The sequence below is a fragment of the Mesonia oceanica genome (genome assembly GCF_902499555.1).
Taxonomy (GTDB): domain Bacteria; phylum Bacteroidota; class Bacteroidia; order Flavobacteriales; family Flavobacteriaceae; genus Mesonia; species Mesonia oceanica.
Genome location: NZ_CABVMM010000003.1, coordinates 60,858 through 79,393 on the forward strand (window position 1 = coordinate 60,858; position 18,536 = coordinate 79,393).

The window sequence follows — 18,536 nt, forward strand, 5'->3', positions numbered from 1 at the left end:
TTACTTTTTGTAAACGTTTGGATGGTTTTTCGGTTTTGATAAGATTTAAAAAACTATTATTTATTTTAATAAAAAAATAAAACATCAAAAAAAGTTATATTGAATTTCGTTATGTTTGTGGGTGGATGTTAAGCAAGTAAAAAATGAAAAAAATTACTGTGTTTATTTATTGTATTTGTTACCATTTTAGTAAATAAATCCAAGGTGTATGCACAATCTGATAACTATTTCAAGCTAACCTTTGAAAAAAAGTTTATTGATGGTGAAGCTAATCAGGTGGCTTATATAAACTTTCCAGATATTGTTTTATGGGGATATTTTGAGGTTACAATTACTGGAGGCTATAACCATAGATTGAATAAAGGTATATTGAAAAAGAGATTTGCTATGGTTCGTAATACTTCGAATTACTTTAGTGATTTAACAGAGGTCCCAATTGCATTTGGAGTGTTGGCAGACCAGTGGTGTATTGGGGATTTTGATGAAAATAACCTTCGTATACCTATTTATCATTTATCTTCTGCGGGAAATGAAATTGTGATACAGGTTGAAGGTTTGATAAGAAAGAAGAGTAATGTTGATGCGATAATTGCTAATTTAAATATTAGCGATCCTGTTATTGTTTCTAATTCTAAGACTAGACAGTATATGAGTATTATACAAGATAGAGTGGGAATAGGTACTAATAACCCACAAAATAAACTGGAACTAGCAAATTTAAATCACGACGGAATAAATTTAGATAATAAGTTTAGACTTAGAACATTTGGCACATCAAATACCTTCATTTTAGAACATCTTGCTGATGAGGGTGATTTATATATTAGAAGCAAGATAGGACCTGATGACTCTGGAAATATTGTTATGAATGATGCTGGAGGAAATGTTCTTATAGGGCAAACAACTCAGCAAAATTCAGATTATAGACTAGATATTGATGGCCCAGTGAGGGCAAATGAAATTAAAATTAATTTGGATGGTGCAGATTTCGTGTTTGAACCTAACTATGAGCTAAGATCTCTTAAAGAGGTTGAAATTTACGTGAAAGAAAATAAGAGATTACCCGAGATAGCTTCTGCTGAGGAGATGAAAAAAGGAGCAAATGTAGGAGAGTTATCAAGGCAACTTTTGCAGAAAACAGAAGAATTAACCTTGTATACCATTCAACAGCATAAAGAAATCAAGAAATTAAATAATGAGCTTACCGAACTAAAAAAAGTAATAGTTAAATTAAATTAAATGAAAATAATGATGGTTGTCCCTAATTCCTCAAAAAAGCATGAGTAGCCCTAATTTTCAAAGTAAACTTTCTAAGTGTTGATTTAGTGCATTTTAGTTTGAGGAAATTGCAGTTTCTTAAAGATTTCTGGTAGAATTTTTCATCTATGAAAATTTAAATAAATTCATTGTTATAAGAAAAGCTATATTTTGTAGTTTACATTTGTTATAATATTTAAAATGAAATGTTTTGTTAAAAGCCACTTCTTTGGTGCAAGCTATCTTTGTCTGTTTATTAATTTCTTTGTTTTGTGGAGCTTTAGTGTTAACCTATCATTATACCAATCTTATAGGTAGTAAATATGAAAACAAGATAAAGCTTAATCAGGCTAATGAATCTTTTTTCAATTTTTCAGTTCAAAATTTAGGAAGTAAATCAAACTCGGAAATCATAACTTCTTTTCAAGGAGAATTTCCACAGTTTAATTTCTCTTTAGAAGAAAAGAAATGGGGAGTATATACTGTATTGATAGCTTCTACTTATAGAGAGGGTGATACTATAAGTAAGTCTTCTATTTTGGGTGAAGTTATTAAAAGAGATATACCGGTGTTAGAATTGGCAGAAAACAATAAACCATTGAAATTGGGAGGAGATGTAAAGCTTTTTGGGGATATTTTAGTTCCTTATGGAGATTTTGAACAAATACATATAAATAATCAAAAAAATTCTATTAGTCGTCGTGGGAAAAATAAAAAAACAGATTTAACTTTTAAAAACAATTATCTAGAGGATAAAAATTTTATTGATTTTAACAGTTTGATGTTGAAAAGCCTAAAAGAAAAGGTGATTCAGGAATTTAATAAAAAAACTGTTTTTTTGAGTTTTAGCAAGACACAAAGAATAGATAATCAGGTGTTAAAAGGAAATATATATATTGAGTCTAATGATACCGTAATTTTTTCTAAAAATAATTTGATAGAAGATATTATAGTGAAAGCTCCGGTGGTTGTTTTTGAAAATGAATTTAGAGGTAATCTCCAGGTGTATGCCACTAATAAAATTATGATCGAAAAAAATGTAACTTTGACTTATCCTTCAGGGCTTTATATGAAATCTAATAATGAATTAATATCAAATGAAATAGTGGTTGATTCGTTATCAGTAGTAAGGGGAAATATTATAGTTGATAAGTTATATGTGAACTTTAAATATGATAACCATCTAAAATTAAGTAAAGGCACTAAAGTCGTAGGAACAATTTATTGTAACGGTATTACTGAGGTTGAAGGAACTGTTTTTGGAGGTTTGGTCACAAAAAAACTATTTCTTCATACTAAAAGTGCAGAATATGAAAATGTTCTTTATAATGTAGAGCTTAATACAGATAAAATACCTTCCGATTTTTGTTCATATGGTAGGTTTTTAGGTGGCAATCCAAATTATTATGAAATCAAAGAATTATAGCAGATTAAAAGGGAGTTCTTTAATAGAATCTATAATAGCAATTGCAATAATTTCTATTTGTATATTACTTGGAGTGACAATCTATTCAAATGTTTTGAAGTATGATAATATAAACATTGAAGTCTTAAACAATCACGTGGAACTAGATTTTCAGGAAATGAAATTAAATACTAGTTATAAAGATAAGAACTATAATTATAAAGAATATACTATTCGCAGGAAAGTGAATATGAAGGATCAATTGTTTGAGGTAGAATATTTAATAACTAACAATCTAGATACTCTTTTGCAAAGAAAATATTTTGAAAACCTATAAAAAAGCATATACAATATCTGAAGTGATATTAAACTTACTCTTAATTTCGATAATTATGGGTTTGATGTATTCTTTTGTGTTTTTTTTCTCTAATCAAGTTAATGATTTTAACCTTTCTAAAATTAAATTTTTAGAGTATAAATTATTAAAAAGCAATATAATTGAAGATATAAATAGTAGCGTTAACTATAAAGTTTCTGGAGATACGATTGCTTTGTATACGTATAGTGGGAGTAAAATTGAATACATATATATAAATGATAAAATAAGTAGAAAATTTAATAGCTTAAGCTCAAGTTATAATATAGAGATTAAAAATTTTGAACATATCCCCTCCGCTAATAAGAATAAAAGTTTGGTTAAATTTGATCTTGAGCTAAATGGTAAGTTGATGACTGCTAGTTTTTTGTTGGAAAAGGATTGTGAAGATATAATAAATAGTAATGAAGATTACCGCTGAAAATAATAAAGTCTTAAGTAAAAAAACAAAAAAACGTAAATGGAATTTTTCTTTACGGCGAAAAATCAATTTAAAAAAGAAAGAAGCTTTTTATAGGGAATTTTCAATACTTCTAAGATCAGGAATCGATTTTAATACAGCATTGCTTTTGTTGGAAAAACAAGAGCAATCTGAACTTCTCGTATCGATCTTACAGGAAGTTCGAAAGAAGATTATTAAGGGGAAAAGCCTTTATGTCGCTTTAGAGGAAAGCGGCAACTTTACTCCATATGAAGTTTTTAGTATTAAAATAGGTGAGGAAACACGTCAATTAACAAAAGTATTTGATCAATTAAATATTTATTTTAAAAGAAAATTAAAAATTAGGCGTCAAATAATTTCGGCACTTACTTATCCTTTATTAGTAATAGTTATCACAATGGGGGTTTTGTATTTTATGTTGTCTTACGTGGTGCCTATGTTTTCCTCTATCTTTAGTCAGTTTGGAAAAGATTTACCTGCAATTACCCAGATAGTTATTAATATCTCTCAAAGTTTTAAAACTTTTTCTGCTTTTTTAGCCGGTAGTGTATTAATGATTTTTTTGTTTCATACTTATATGAAAAAGAATCAGGATTATCTTTTGTTTGTTAGTAACTTGCTTTTAAAAATCCCTCTAGTGGGAAATTTGATAAAGAAAATTTATTTAGCAAGATTTTGTCAATCTTTAAGTTTGTTACTTAGTGCAAAAACCCCTCTTTTAAATTCTTTAGACTTGGTAAATAAAATATTGGTTTTTGCTCCCTTTAACACCTCTATTGTCCGGATTAAGAAAAAGATTACAAAAGGAGAAAGTTTTTATCGGTCTTTAAGTGAAGAGCCGTTATTTCCTGCAAAATTAATATCGCTTACACAAATAGGTGAAGAAACAAATGAGTTAGATTTAATGTATTCTGAACTTTCACAACAATATGAAGAAGAAATAGAGCATTATACAAAGGTGTTGGGTACTGTTATAGAGCCGGTAATGATAGTAATTATAGGAAGTATTGTAGGCTTTATTATGGTTGCTTTATATTCGCCAATTTTTAATTTAAGTAAAATTTTAGAAAATTAATATTTATTATATCTTCGAAAATTATAAACCGTTAGTTATGAGAAATAAAAATACCAGAAGAACGGGATACCTAAAAGCGTACTCACTTTCAGAAATTCTAATCGTATTATGTATTATAGGCATTCTAATATACTTGGTGGTTCCCAACCAAACTTCAGTTGTAACAAGTGCAAAATCGATAGAAGCTCAAAATATGTTGAATATGGTTTACAGCTTGGAAAAAAATTATTTTTATAAAAATTCTAAATATTCTAACAGTTTAAGCGATATAGGGTTTGAACCCGAAAAAACAATTGATGAAGGGGGAAAAGCTGTATATAAAATAGAAGTGATCAAAGCAGATTTGAATAGTTTTGAAGCTACCGCCACCTCTCTTCAAGATTTTGACGGCGATGGAGCATACAATACTTGGCAAATTGATGAAGAGAAGAATTTGAAAGAGATTGTAAAAGATTAGTGCTGTGAGTGGTATTTTAATCTCACAAATTTTAATAGGTGTATGTTTATGTATTTTGGTCTATCAAGACTTCAAACATCGCCACATTCATATTGTGGTATTAATTGTTCTTTTTCTCTTGTCAGCTTACTTAGGTGTGAAACTTAATTTAGGGTATAAAAACTTAATTTATAATGTAACTTTTATACTTATAAATATTGTTGGTTTAATCATATATTATTCAATTAAAAGTAGAAAAATATATAACCCACTTAATGTAACTCTAGGTTGGGGGGATGTATTGTTTTTTTTTGCGATATCACCTATTTTCTCATTAAAAAATTTTATTTTATTTTTTATATTGGCATTAATACTAACACTAGTTTTTACAAGGTTAACCAGAGATAAGTATATACCTTTGGCTGGATATTTTTCAATTTATTTATTCACCTTAATCTTTTTTAAAATCCTAACCAATAATAGCTTTTTAATATTTTGAAAGAATTACCGGTTTTAAATACAAAATTATTACAGCAAATAAACCCAAAAATAGCTCGGTTTTATAGTGTAATCCCGAAGGACTATAATAGCGAAAAATTGACACTTTGGTTAAGTGATGGACGAGCAAATAATTTACAAAGCCTCGAAAAAGAGTTAGAATTAATCTTAGGTAAAAAAGTTTCTTTTGAACTGTTGAGTGAGAAAGACATATCTATATTATTATCTAAATACTATCAAAAAGAAAAAAAAGAAAGTAAATATTCTTCCAAGGGTAATTTTGTTGATGAAGTTATATTTGATGCCTTTAATGCTGGGGTTAGTGATATACATATAGAAATATATTCCGATGAAGCTAGGATAAGGTTTAGAATAGATGGAAAGCTTTTGGAACATAAGGTAATAGATCTTAATAATTATTTAGAACTAATCAATCAAGTTAAGATTAAATCAAACCTAGATATCACAGAAAAACGCTTGCCCCAGGACGGCAGAATTGAATATGAAGAGTTTGATATTAGGGTTTCCGTTTTACCTACACACTATGGAGAAAAAGCCGTTTTAAGAATTTTAGGAAGGGATGCTTCAAATCTTAGTCTCATCGATTTAGGTTTTAGTGAAGAAGATTTTAAGGTTTATACTGAAGGAATTAAAAATAATAATGGTATTATATTAATTAGCGGACCTACAGGTTCAGGGAAAACTACAACCTTATATGCAAGTTTAAAATCATTAAATGATATAGACCGTAATATAAGCACTATTGAAGATCCTATTGAATATACACTTAAAGGAATCAACCAAGTTCAGCTTAAAGAAAGTATAGGTTTTGGTTTTGTAGCAGCCTTAAAATCTTTTCTTAGGCAAGATCCAGATATTATTATGGTTGGTGAGATTAGAGATAGTGAAACTGCTCAAATGGCAATTAGGGCTTCTTTAACAGGTCATTTGGTCTTTTCTACAATCCATACAAATTCTGCATTGGGTACTATTTCTAGATTAATAGATATGGGAGTGCCTCCTTTTTTAATTGCAGATACATTAAAACTATCCATAGCTCAAAGATTAATAAGAAAACTTTGTGAAAATTGTAAAAAGAAGGTTGAAATAGCTAATGATTCTTTTCCCAATAACTTTCGTCCGCCATTTTCAATTGAAGAGTGTTTTGAACAAGTTGGTTGTGAAGAGTGTTCTTATACTGGATATAATGGTAGGGAGGCTATTTATGAAATCGTAAATATAGAGGACGAAATAGCAGAGTCTATAAAGGTTAATAAAATTAGTGAAATTAAAATAAAAGACAGTAATAAGCTATCTTACAAAGCTTTCGGTTTATTAAAAGAAGGGGTTACTTCATTAGATGAAGTGTATTCGTTGTTAATTACAAGTTAATATGAGAAAAATATTTACTATTATAATGCTTTTTTTTATGCCTGTTTTGTTGGCTCAAGAAAGTTATACTACTTTGAGTAACAGGCTAAATGAACTAGCTAAAAGTAAACCTGAGTTACAAGAAACAGTTAGGGTGGACCTTTCTGGTTTAACGCTGTATGATTTTATTACAACATTGGCTGAAGAGCATAAAATAAATGTGAGTGTAAGTACTGATCTAAATGAAATAGTAAGGAGTAATTTTTTTGACTTAAATATAAAAGATGTCTTCCTCTTTTTAGTTAAAAAATATGATTTAGAAGTAGAGATCATTAACAATATAATTGTTTTTAAGAAAAAACCCCAAGAGGTTTTTATTGAGCCTCCGAAACCACCTAAGAAAATAGATGTCACTTATAATGAGTTAAATGATTTTTTGTCGGTAAAATTACGTAACGATTCTTTACCGCGTGTGGCAAAAGCCATTACAGATGTCTCAGGGAAAAATATCGTTCTTTCTCCGGATGTCAAAACAGATTTGATTTCGGCTTATATTTTAAACAGGCCTTTTGATCAAGTGTTAGATTTAATGGCTAAATCCAATAACTTAAGTTTTGTAAAAGATGAAGATAATAATTACTACTTTCAAAGAGGGACAGGTAATACAATAGAAAGCTCAAGTGTCAACAATAAAAGGAATCTAAATTTTAGTCAAAATAATAATCAGACAAATACAGGTTTTCAGATTCAAAAAAATAAAAATGGATTTTTAGACGTAATAGCCTATAATGCAAATGTTGCTTCTGTTATTAAAGAGGCCGCTAGAGAGTTAAATGTTAATTATTTTATGTACGATTCTCCTGAGAATATACAAGCTACCCTTGAAGCAAAGGGTTTAACTTTTGATATGCTCTTAACACATCTCTTCAAAGGGGAAAAATTCACTTATAAAAATATAGATAATTTATACTTAATAGGAGAACATCAAACTCAGGGCTTGAGGTATACAGAATTAATACAACTTGAAAATAGAACAATAGAAACGGTACTTAATACCTTGCCTAAAGCGGTTGTTCAGGATGTAGATATTAAAGAGTTTAGTGAGTTAAATGGTTTTGTTGTTTCGGGATCAAAAATTAATATAAAAGAGTTTAAAGATTATATTAGGGAGATAGACCGGGTAGTTCCCGTCATACAAATAGAAGTTATTATTGTACAATATCAAAAATCATATGAGATACAAACAGGAATCCAAGCAGGTATAGATAATAAAGAAAGAACCACTTCTGGGCAATTATTCCCTAGTACGAATATGAACTTAAACTCTTCTTCTGTAAATAATTTAATAGATGCCTTCAATGGGTTAGGAATAGTAAACTTAGGGAAAGTTACTCAGCAGTTTTATTTAAACTTACAGGCGTTAGAAAATAATTCTTTAATTAATGTCTCGTCTACACCTAAATTGGTTACACTAAACGGTCATGAGGCAAGTTCTTCTATTGGTGAAACAAATTATTATTTTGAGCAAAATAATAGACTTATTAATTCGGGGATAAACGATAATATATTGCAAAGTGGAACTTGGAAAGCTACTGAAGCAAATTTAAGTATTAATATTAAACCCTTGGTTTCAAAAGATGAAAATGTAACTTTGACTGTATCTGTAGAAAAAAGTTCTTTTTTGGGAAGAGCAGGTGAAAATGCCCCTCCAGGAAAATCTACCCAAAAATTTGAATCAATGATTAGAGTTAAAAATAATGAAATGGTATTATTGGGTGGGCTTGATGAGTTGGATAATGAAAATTCTGGAACGGGAACCCCTCTTCTGTCTAGGATTCCTATTATCAAATGGTTTTTTAGTAGCAGGTCTAAAAGAAAAGAGAAATCTAAACTGCATATATTTATAAAACCAACTGTCATTTATTAAATGTATAGATGAAAGCTTTAAACGATTTTTTCTTAAAGAAAACCATTTTAGTCGGTGTGTATGTTCATAGCGAACAAACCTTTTACAGGGTAATATCTGTGCTTAAGAAGAAGGAAGATTTAGAGATATTAAGCAGGTATGAATTTGATAACCTTCAAAGTTTAAATGAATATTTATCATCCGTTAAAAATTTACCTGTAAAAATTTATATTGACGGTGATATTACTATCACAAGAAAAGGTGAATATTCACCTGGTTACGAACAAGAATTATTGTTCAATTCAAATATAGAAGAGTATTATTCCATTGAGTATATAGTAGAAAGTGAAGTGTTTCTTTCTTTTGGGAGGAAAAAGGCAATACAAACTATTGTTGAATCTATAGCGGTGAAAGATAACTTATTAGGTTTTTATTTTGGCCCTTTAATGGTACTTCCTTTAGCAAAAGCATTATCAATAAACAGGCAGATATATTCCTCTTTTTATAAATTGAATTTTTCAGAAGGAAAATTACTAGCTATTGAAAAGGGGGTTAATGATGATTTTGTTTATAAAATAGACGAGGAAAAATTATCTATATATGAAATACCTTTGTTGGGAACATATCTGTACAAGCCTCAAATAACTATATCGCTTAACTATAACTCTGATGAACAGCAAGAAAATTTTGTTTATGATAAACTCTATAAAAAGAGTATTGTTATTGGGGCCATATTTTTATTAGTTGTATTGCTTACAGGACACTTATTGTTGGATTTTTATTCAGGAGTATTAAGAAGTGCGGAAGTGTCTTATTCACAAGTGAATAAAAATTTAGAAATAGAAAATACTTTAAAAAAAGAAAAGCAAGATAAAATAAAAATAATGGAAGGTAGTGGGGTGAAGATTAATAATTTTCTTACAAAATACTTTCTAGATTTAGGTAATCGTAAAACAAAAGGCTTAACAATTAACGAAATTAATTGTTTCCCTCTGTTAAATAGAATTGATGATGAAGATCATAAAATCAAGAATGATTTTAGTAAAATAATTTTAAAAGGAAATTCTAGTAACGAAGAAGCTTTGAATAGCTATATGAAAGCGATAGAAAAATTGAATTGGGTAAATAAATTATACCTTACAAGTTCATTTAAGGAAAATAAGCAACATAATTTTATAATTGAATTATCACTTTGAGTTTAAAAAGCAATCCTTCTTCCAAACAAAAGTTAGTGCTGGTGATAATATTTTTTTTAATATTATTAGTGGCGTTATATTTTAAAACGTATAAAAAAATTTTTGAAACCCGTCATAAAATAAATGAGTTGGAATATTCTATACAGAACTCTCCTCAAACAAAAAAAAACATAGCAAATTTAAAGTCTCAGTTAACTTATGTAAATAATATTATTGGGTCTAAAAATGCTAACTTTGAAAACGTCCCTAAAGAATATTTAAACTTTATTGCAAATACAAATTTTCAGGTAGAATTAATTTCTATAACTAAGACTCATTTTTATAGAGATAAGGATTTTTCCATATATACCAATCAAGTGATTTTTAAAGGGGATTATGAGAACTTGTTGGAATTACTATATGAAACAGAAAAGAAATTTATTGAGTCAAGAATTATAAGCGCAAAAATATATAAAGAAAGAAATTACGCTGAAAAAAAGGATTTTTTATATCTTAAAATAATATTTCAAAATTATGAAAGTATCTAGTTTTCTCTCTCTCCTCTCAATATTAATTATGATGTCTTCCTGTGACGATATTTTGGAAGAAGACATATCTTCCGCTAAGATACAAGGGATTTACCCAAGGGATAACGATACGGTATATGGAAATACCGTTAACTTTTCTTGGGAGTATATCAATGATACCGATGATTATAGGGTTCAAGTTTTCGATGAAAATCAAACTTATATATTAGACTCACTGGTTAATTCAATAAATTTCACTTACTCCCTAAATCCGGGAAGTTACAAGTGGAGGGTTAGAGGGGAGAATTTTGCTTACTATTCCCCCTATAGCCTTCCTTTGAAGTTTACCGTTACACCGTCAGATGATTTGAACACACAAACGGTAATACAGCATACTCCCTCTAATGGACATTTTTTTAATACTACCGATATTACATTTACCTGGGGTGATTTACCTGCGGTCGATTATTATGAATTAGAAATTTCTAGGATTAATAATGGGGAAACTACTGAATACCAAGAATCTAATATAGAAAATACTAGCTTAACGATAGACGAAAGTGTTATAAATGAAGAGGGAAAATATACTTGGAAGGTAAGAGGGGTTAATGAAACCTCAGGAACAGTTTTTAGTGAAAGAGATTTTTATATTGATACTTCTTCCCCATCAGCTCCTTTGCTCTCGTCTCCAGATGACCAAGAAACTTTTGAGGTTTTAAATCCAACTGTAATTTTTAATTGGCAAACTGTAAATAATAATTCTAATTATCAATCAGCCGTTTCGTATTTAATAGAAGTTTCATCTCAAGAAAATTTTTCTAATATTATTTTTTCAGAAGATACCCAAAATACTTCTATACAATTTGAGTTTGATGATCCGGGGGATTATTATTGGCGTGTTTTTTCTTATGATTTGGCTGGTAACGATGGAGGTTACAGTATTAGAAGGACATTCACGATAGAAGAATAATTATGGATAGGAAGAAAAAGCTAAATATTGTTCTTGTATTTTTTTTCATTTTGATTTGGGGAGCTGTTATTTATAAATTTTTTGGCACAAAAGAAAAAATCAACTCCTTTGATTATATGGCCTCTGACGTAAGTATGAAAATGGAGTTGAATTTAAAACCCAAAGACACTTTTCAATTACGAATTCTAAAAAACCCTTTTCAGCAAAATAAAAGTTTTTTATCAAAACCAAAGAAGGATAATCTTTCGAGCAGATTTGTTAATTCTCCATCAAATGCAAATAGCCGTAATAATATAAGCTTTCCCCTTATTAAGTATTATGGTTTTGTGAAAAATGGAATTAATAAAAATAAATTAGTGCTAGTGGAGATTGGCGGCAGGCTCTTTAAGCTACGGGAAAGTGAAGAGGTGGATGGTGTTCTTATTCGTAATGCATATTCAGATACCTTATTTGTTGAAAAAGAGAAAAAAGTAAAAAAAATTATCCGTTTTAAGAAAAGTTAGGGAAAATTATATATATTTACGATGTAATTCTAAACTAACCAAGAACCCTCTACAAATGCAAAAAAACTTTTTTGCTTTCGTGGCATTTTTTGTCTTTATTTTTTCTTGTAAAAAAGAAAATGATTCCCAATATAAGATGATAAATAGGGGTGAAGAGGTCTTTAAGGTCAAGAAGTCTCAAATCCATATAGATGATAATACGTACACAGCCTATAGGTTGCCTAGTGAAATTTTTGTGGAAGAAGATACCCTAGTAAAGAATAATTTGCAAAAAGAACTTGTAGTTGGGTTTGAATTTAAAAATAATACAGAAGACCTTTTGGGAGAAAATCTTACGGGTAAAGATTTAGAAAACACAATAAAATATCTTTCTTTTCAAATACAAAATGACTTTAAAATAGTAAACTCAGAAGGCGACACGCTTTCATGTTTAGGCGCTCACTTTGAGAGGACTTATAAAGTAACTCCGTTTAAAAGAGTTCTCCTCTATTTTAATGGTGTTAGTGAAGGGGAAGATGTTCGTCTGGTTTATAATGATAAATTATATAAAAAAGGTATCATGGATTTCAATTTAGGAAACAAGCCTGTTAAACTGTAAATTTTGAAAGAAATATGGTTTTCAGAATGATTTTTTGTTTGTCGTGCTTTTTCTTTTGGAATACTATGTTCATTAGTAGGTTGTTTGGGATAGATTACATTAAAAAACAAAATATAGTAAGAGGTTAAGAAGTTCATACATTAAAGATATATTGAAATTAGTATTTAATAGATCAAGTTCTGTAATAAAAATAATAAGATAAACATTTCCGTATATGCGCCATATTAGAAAAAGTAAATTAGCTAAAGTTGTTGCTGTTTATTTATCGTTGCAACTAGTAATTTCAATAGTTCAGCCTTCATATATTTATGCTTTAACCGGAGGACCTTCTCAGCCCGAGTTTAACTCATTTACGCCTATAGGTACTTCAGATATGGTTAGCTTGACCTCTGGTAATTTTAATTACAATATTCCGATAATGGATGTTGGAGGCTATCCATTAAACTTAGCTTATGATTCTGGAGTAACTATGGATCAAGAGGCTTCTTGGGTGGGCTTAGGTTGGAATTTAAACGTTGGGCAGATTAATAGGCAAATAAGAGGTATTCCGGATGATTTTGACGGTGATGAAATAACTTATGAAAATAACACCAAACCTAATTTAACGGTTGGGGTGGGAGCAAATGTAAATGCTCAGGCTTTTGGTATAGAGTCATTGGGCCTTAATGTGGGTGGTGGTGTGACGGCACAATATAATAATTATCAAGGGGTTTCTGTTTCTACATCGCGGTCATTTTCTTTTAATATGGCGAATACGGTAAATGTAGGGATGTCTTTAAATGCATCAGCTATTGAGGGGGTTTCTATTTCTCCGAATCTTTCGTTAAGTACGACAATGGGTTTTACCGATCATGCCTTTCAAAGTGGGCTTTCAGCAAATTATGGAGTAGGGATAACCTATAATTCCAGACAGGGATTGTCCAGTTTAAATTTGCAATCCAGTATGTCGTTAAGCGCATATCAAAGAAAGTGGGATAAAAAAGACAGCAGTAAGGAAATAACAGAAGATAAAAACTCTAAAAAGGTTATAGGGCTTAGTGGTAGCGGTAAAATTTCTTACTTAACCAATACTTTTACTCCAACCAAGAGGGTTCCCTACGTTAATAAAAATTACACCTTTGCATTTTCCTATGGAGGAGATTTTTGGGGTATAGATGGCGAAATTGGAGGTTCTGCGTTTGGTAGCTATCAAAAAATAGATGATGATTTTAGAAGCTTTACAAGTAAGGCTTATGGTTATGAAAATACAGAACATGCTACCAATGCCGACGTTCTAGACTTTAATAGGGAAAATGACAAAGTGGTCAATAAAAACACAAGGGTTTTGCCTGTGCTAAACTATACTCACGATATTTACTCCATCAATGGTCAAGGAATTGGGGGTATGTTTCGTCCTTTTAAAAGTCAGGTAGGTTATGTATATGATCCTTTTGTACAGGATGTGTCTTCTAGTTTGTCTTTGGGTGGAGAAGCAGAGGCCGGTACTGGAGTTCATGTAGGTTTAGATATAACAGATTCTCCTTCTGTAAGTAATACAGGTGTTTGGAATACAGTTGCTAACCAATACTTTGAAAAAAGTGAAAATAATGATTTGCTTTATGAACCTACTTATTATCAATTGATAGGGGAAATGAGTGTTGATGAAGATTTAAATTATCAAACACTTAATGAAGAAGATCCATCAACTCTTAATAATGTGTTAGTTGGCGGCAAAGATCCTATTTCTTTAGATATAATGGGGAATTCTTCCAACAAAAAAGCATTGAATGTGTATCGTCAGAAAACAGAGATCGGGCAATTGCTTGACGAGCATGCTAATATTCCTATTCATGATAAAATTAAAAGGGAATCAAGGGCGAAAAGAAATACTTCTATTCAAAAATTTAGTGTTGAAGAAGCGATAGATAATAATGACCCTTTTATAATGATAGATGGGGATGTGGCTTCTAATGCAAATCTAGAAACTATTGATCCTAAAATTAAACCTCACCATACCGCCGCTTATAAATTATTGCAGCCAGGAGGTACAAGATACATTTATGGGGAAACCGCTTATAACTGGACGAAAAAAGAAACTACTTTTGCAGTAAATCAAAATCAAAATTCTGTTGACTGCACGAAGGGGTTAGTAGAATACGGTTCTTCAGAAGATGGTTTAAGTAATTCATCAGGGAATGATCATTTGTATAATGGTGTCACCACTCCTTCTTATGCGCATACTTTTTTGTTAAGTTCTATTCTTTCTGCTGATTACGAAGACTTGACAGGTGATGGGGTTTCAGATGATGATTTAGGTGCTTACACAAAATTTAACTATGTAACTAAAAATAGCAATTATAAATGGAGGGTGCCTTTTCAGTATAGAAAAGCAACATATAATGAAGGTTTAAAGACGCTTAAAAAAGATCAAAAAGGAAATTATATTTATGGGGAGAAAGAGTTAAAATATATACGGTATATTGAGACTAAGACCCATGTGGCTGTGTTTTCTTTAAAACCAAGAAAAGACGGTTATGGGGTCTCGGGTAAAGATGGAGGTAGAAGTAATAGTGCTAAAATGTATCGATTGCACAAAATAGAACTTTATTCTAAACCAGAGTTAAATACAGCCGATTTTAATATTATAAAACAGGGAAACGGAAATTTACAGAATATCTCTGTTTCTCCAATTAAAACTGCTTTTTTTGAATATAATTATTCGCTTTGTAAAAACTTACCAAATCATATTGAGTATGATCCTGAAGATTTGGAAAATGAAGATGGTAAATTAACACTTTCTAAAGTGTATTTTACTTATAAAGATTCTCATATGGGTAAATATACTCCGTATACTTTTAATTACAGTAATGAAAATCCTGATTACGGGGTTAAAGACTATAATGTATGGGGTAATTACAAAAAAAATCAAGGGGGGTGTCGAGCAAGTGAAGGTCTAACAGCTCCAGAATTTCCTTTTGTAGAGCAAGATAAAACTCAACAAGACCGATGGTCACAAAGTTGGTCCTTAGCTAATATAAAATTGCCGTCAGGAGGTGAGATTAACGTAGAATATGAATCTGATGATTATAAATACGTTCAAAATAAAAAAGCAATGCGAATGTTTAAAGTTTCCGGAGCAGGAAACAGTTCGGCTCCTTCCTCATCAGCAGTCAATAGAACAAAATTGTTTTCTGGAAGTACAGATTATAAGTACTTGTATGTGAAATTAGATGAACAAACCCCGATTTCCAATTCAGAATTTAGAAGAAATTATTTAGGGGTACACGCAAACAAACCTATTTACTTCAGGTTTCTTCTCAATATGACGAAAGCCGGACAAAATAGCTTGAACAGTGAATATGATTATGTAAGTGGCTATTTTAACATCCGCAAAAATTCAGAGAGTCTCCCAGAGGTAAATGTTTTTCAATTAAATAATGAGGTGTATGCGGCTATCGCGATGGAGTTTCTAGATTTAGAAGGAGGGGTAAATGGAAATAAAAAGGTGAATCCAATATCTAAAGCGGGATGGTATTTTGGTAGAAAATATATGAATAAAGTAGTATATGGTTTTAGTGAAGGTGGAGGGGTTAATGTAGAAGATATAGCCAGACAGCTCATGTCTACTTTAGCCAATGCAAAAGAAATTTTATTTGGTCCAAATGCTAGGCTAAGAAACGATAAAATGTGTGCACGTAATTTTGCCTCGTCTAAATCGTGGATTAGATTACAAAATGGTGATAAAAATAAATTGGGAGGAGGTTCAAGGGTTAAATCGGTAAAACTAAGTGATAATTGGGGCCCCATGGTAAAAGAAAGTGATGCAGATGCTCGCTATAACCAAAAGTACGGGCAAACTTATTCTTATACATTAACCGATGGAACTTCAAGTAGTGGTGTAGCTTCTTATGAACCACTGGGCTCTCACGAAAATCCTTTTGTTGAACCCTTTTATAATGATGGCGAGAGGTTAACTGCACCTAAAGAGACAAATTATGTAGAGAAACCTTTTGGGCAGTCTTTTTTTCCTTCACCAACTGTAACTTATAGTCGTGTAGAGGTAAAAAGTATATTGCCGGAAGATTATCAAGAAAGCTCGCAAACATTTACCAATCAAAAAAGCGGTACAGGTAAAACGGTAAAAGAGTTTTATACCACTAAAGATTTCCCGACAATTACCGACCATACGAGTATGGGTGATTTAGATGGGAATTACTATACCAATGCGAACGACGCCGTACTCAACTCTATCAAATCACTCTTAAATGCAGATGTTAGTACGATGACAGAACTCGCCCTTTCACAAGGCTTTGTGGTGAGAACTAACGATATGAACGGAAAGCCTAAAAGCGAAAAAATTTATAATGAGTCAGGAAACCTTATTTCTGGAATAGATTATAAATACAAAGTAAGCAGTACCAATTCTAGTGAACTTGATAATGTAGTTAAGGTAATTGGTAAAGATGGAGTCGTAAAGGATAAAGAGATAGGGGTGCAATATGATATTATCAATGATTTTAGAAAAAATTATTCAAAAACAGAAGTCTTTGGTGTGCAAACCAATGTAGCTATTTTTACAATAGGTATATTTCCAATAGTAATTCCAACCGTTTTCTCTAGTAGGGCAGATCATGAAACGGTATATAAAGGAACTTCTACTACCAAAGTCATCCATACAACGGCTATTCTTGAAGAGAAAGTAGCTTACGATTTAGGAGCTAGGGTAAGTACAAAGAATTTAGCATGGAGTGAAGATACCGGGGAAGTTTTGTTAACCGAAACCAATAACGAGTATAACGACACCTATTATACGTTTAACTTCCCGGCACGATGGAACCCCAAATACGAGAATATGGGAAGGGCGTCCAAAAATATAGGTCTAAAAGGAAGAATGAGATACAATGATAATGCCTTCAAATTATCCTCTTCCTACAATAATACAGATATTTCTCAATACTTAAGGTTAGGAGATGAAATTATACTTTCTGAATATGTTCAAGAATTTGGTTCTTGGGGTATTGAAAGAAATAGATGCTGGGTGGTCGATTATAATGCCGATGGATCAGGAGTGGTGTTGATGGATAGAGAAGGAAATGTATTGAATTACAGTAGTAGTATCTTATCTCAATTTCTACATTTTGAAGTAGTAAGGTCAGGTTACAGGAACCAACAAAACTCCTCGATGGCTTCAATAACTTTAATGAAAAACCCTTTAGATAATGATCTTATTGAAGATTCAGATTTTTATGTAAGTTCTTCCAACAGTGCAGTAAGAGTTATCAATGCTTCTGCAGTTGAGTTTACCGATTTTTGGGCGGCCCAATGTGAAGCCAATTTACCTTATACGTATTTTACAGCAGGTAGCGGTGGAGAAGAAAATTACAGTATTTACGATATCTGTGAATATTTTCCTTATAATCCTTACGTGTTCAATATAAAGGGAGATTATAAACCAAAACGATCCTATGCGTTTTTAACCGGTAGATCTTCCGCTTCGTCAGCAAATTTACAACATGAAGGTTTTTTCACCTCTTTTACGCCCTATTACATCCCAAATGAAGATGGAGATGCTTGGGTAGAAAATTTACCGGAAGAGTTGGAAGACTGGACATTTGCCAGTGAAGTTACTCAATATAGTCCTTACGGAGCCGAACTGGAAAACAGGGATGCTTTAGGAAGGTACTCTTCTGCTCAATATGGTTATCACTATACCTTGCCAACAGCAGTAGCTAGTAACAGTAGCTATGGCAAGATGGGCTACGACGGTTTTGAAGATTATGAAGAAAACACCATTGCTGAAGGTGAAAAGCATTTTAGCTTTCAGGATGGAGAAGAAGCGAATGGAGAGGAGATTGACCTTAACGACCTTACAGAAAAAGAAGCACATACAGGACGTAAAAGTATTATCGTGCTACCAAATAGTAATATTAAACTAACCAAAAATTTAGAAGATTGTGAAGAGTAGCTTTTTATAAAAATAAATTAAGTCAAATAATATGATTAAGACAAAATACCTCC

14 protein-coding genes are annotated in these 18,536 nt (G+C 31.1%); all 14 read left to right on the plus strand.

What is annotated here, in order from left to right; translation table 11 throughout:
* The first annotated feature begins 204 nt into the window (after positions 1-204).
* The 14 genes from FVB9532_RS04095 to FVB9532_RS04160 all read left to right on the plus strand — a co-directional run bounded on the left by FVB9532_RS04095 (position 205) and on the right by FVB9532_RS04160 (position 18,483).
* Positions 205-1,239, plus strand: coding sequence for a hypothetical protein (locus FVB9532_RS04095; RefSeq protein ID WP_150543936.1), 1,035 nt, complete (start codon positions 205-207; stop codon positions 1,237-1,239).
* Positions 1,240-1,468: 229 nt separating this feature from the next.
* A complete protein-coding gene (locus FVB9532_RS04100) occupies positions 1,469-2,683 on the plus strand; it encodes a hypothetical protein (RefSeq protein WP_150543937.1) in 1,215 nt (404 codons plus the stop codon).
* A 302-nt stretch (positions 2,684-2,985) separates the two neighbouring features.
* Positions 2,986-3,459: a hypothetical protein gene (locus FVB9532_RS04105; RefSeq protein ID WP_150543938.1), complete on the plus strand. Its 474-nt coding sequence runs from the start codon at positions 2,986-2,988 to the stop codon at positions 3,457-3,459.
* The gene (locus FVB9532_RS04110; RefSeq protein WP_150543939.1) at positions 3,443-4,555 is read left to right on the plus strand and encodes a type II secretion system F family protein; all 1,113 of its coding nucleotides are present in this window, start codon (positions 3,443-3,445) and stop codon (positions 4,553-4,555) included. Before FVB9532_RS04105 ends, FVB9532_RS04110 begins: the two co-directional genes overlap by 17 nt.
* A 37-nt stretch (positions 4,556-4,592) precedes the next feature.
* Positions 4,593-5,012 carry a type IV pilin protein gene (locus FVB9532_RS04115; protein ID WP_150543940.1) on the plus strand — a complete coding sequence of 140 codons (420 nt, stop codon included), beginning with the start codon at positions 4,593-4,595 and terminating at the stop codon, positions 5,010-5,012.
* Positions 5,013-5,016: 4 nt separating this feature from the next.
* A complete protein-coding gene (locus FVB9532_RS20030) occupies positions 5,017-5,490 on the plus strand; it encodes a prepilin peptidase (RefSeq protein ID WP_194716480.1) in 474 nt (157 codons plus the stop codon).
* The gene (locus FVB9532_RS04125; protein ID WP_150543941.1) at positions 5,487-6,881 is read left to right on the plus strand and encodes a GspE/PulE family protein; all 1,395 of its coding nucleotides are present in this window, start codon (positions 5,487-5,489) and stop codon (positions 6,879-6,881) included. The genes FVB9532_RS20030 and FVB9532_RS04125 overlap by 4 nt, the downstream gene beginning before the upstream one ends.
* 1 nt (position 6,882) lies before the next feature.
* On the plus strand, positions 6,883-8,787 hold the full coding sequence (locus FVB9532_RS04130; RefSeq protein ID WP_150543942.1) for a type II secretion system protein GspD: 1,905 nt from the start codon (positions 6,883-6,885) through the stop codon (positions 8,785-8,787).
* A gap of 8 nt (positions 8,788-8,795) precedes the next feature.
* A complete protein-coding gene (locus FVB9532_RS04135) occupies positions 8,796-9,962 on the plus strand; it encodes a hypothetical protein (RefSeq protein ID WP_150543943.1) in 1,167 nt (388 codons plus the stop codon).
* Positions 9,959-10,489, plus strand: coding sequence for a hypothetical protein (locus tag FVB9532_RS04140; protein WP_150543944.1), 531 nt, complete (start codon positions 9,959-9,961; stop codon positions 10,487-10,489). The genes FVB9532_RS04135 and FVB9532_RS04140 overlap by 4 nt, the downstream gene beginning before the upstream one ends.
* A complete protein-coding gene (locus FVB9532_RS04145) occupies positions 10,476-11,438 on the plus strand; it encodes a hypothetical protein (protein WP_150543945.1) in 963 nt (320 codons plus the stop codon). Before FVB9532_RS04140 ends, FVB9532_RS04145 begins: the two co-directional genes overlap by 14 nt.
* Positions 11,439-11,440: 2 nt before the next feature.
* Positions 11,441-11,941: a hypothetical protein gene (locus FVB9532_RS04150; protein WP_150543946.1), complete on the plus strand. Its 501-nt coding sequence runs from the start codon at positions 11,441-11,443 to the stop codon at positions 11,939-11,941.
* Between the two features lie 55 nt (positions 11,942-11,996).
* Positions 11,997-12,539: a hypothetical protein gene (locus FVB9532_RS04155; protein ID WP_150543947.1), complete on the plus strand. Its 543-nt coding sequence runs from the start codon at positions 11,997-11,999 to the stop codon at positions 12,537-12,539.
* Positions 12,540-12,753: 214 nt separating this feature from the next.
* A complete protein-coding gene (locus FVB9532_RS04160) occupies positions 12,754-18,483 on the plus strand; it encodes a hypothetical protein (RefSeq protein ID WP_150543948.1) in 5,730 nt (1,909 codons plus the stop codon).
* Positions 18,484-18,536 lie beyond the last annotated feature (53 nt).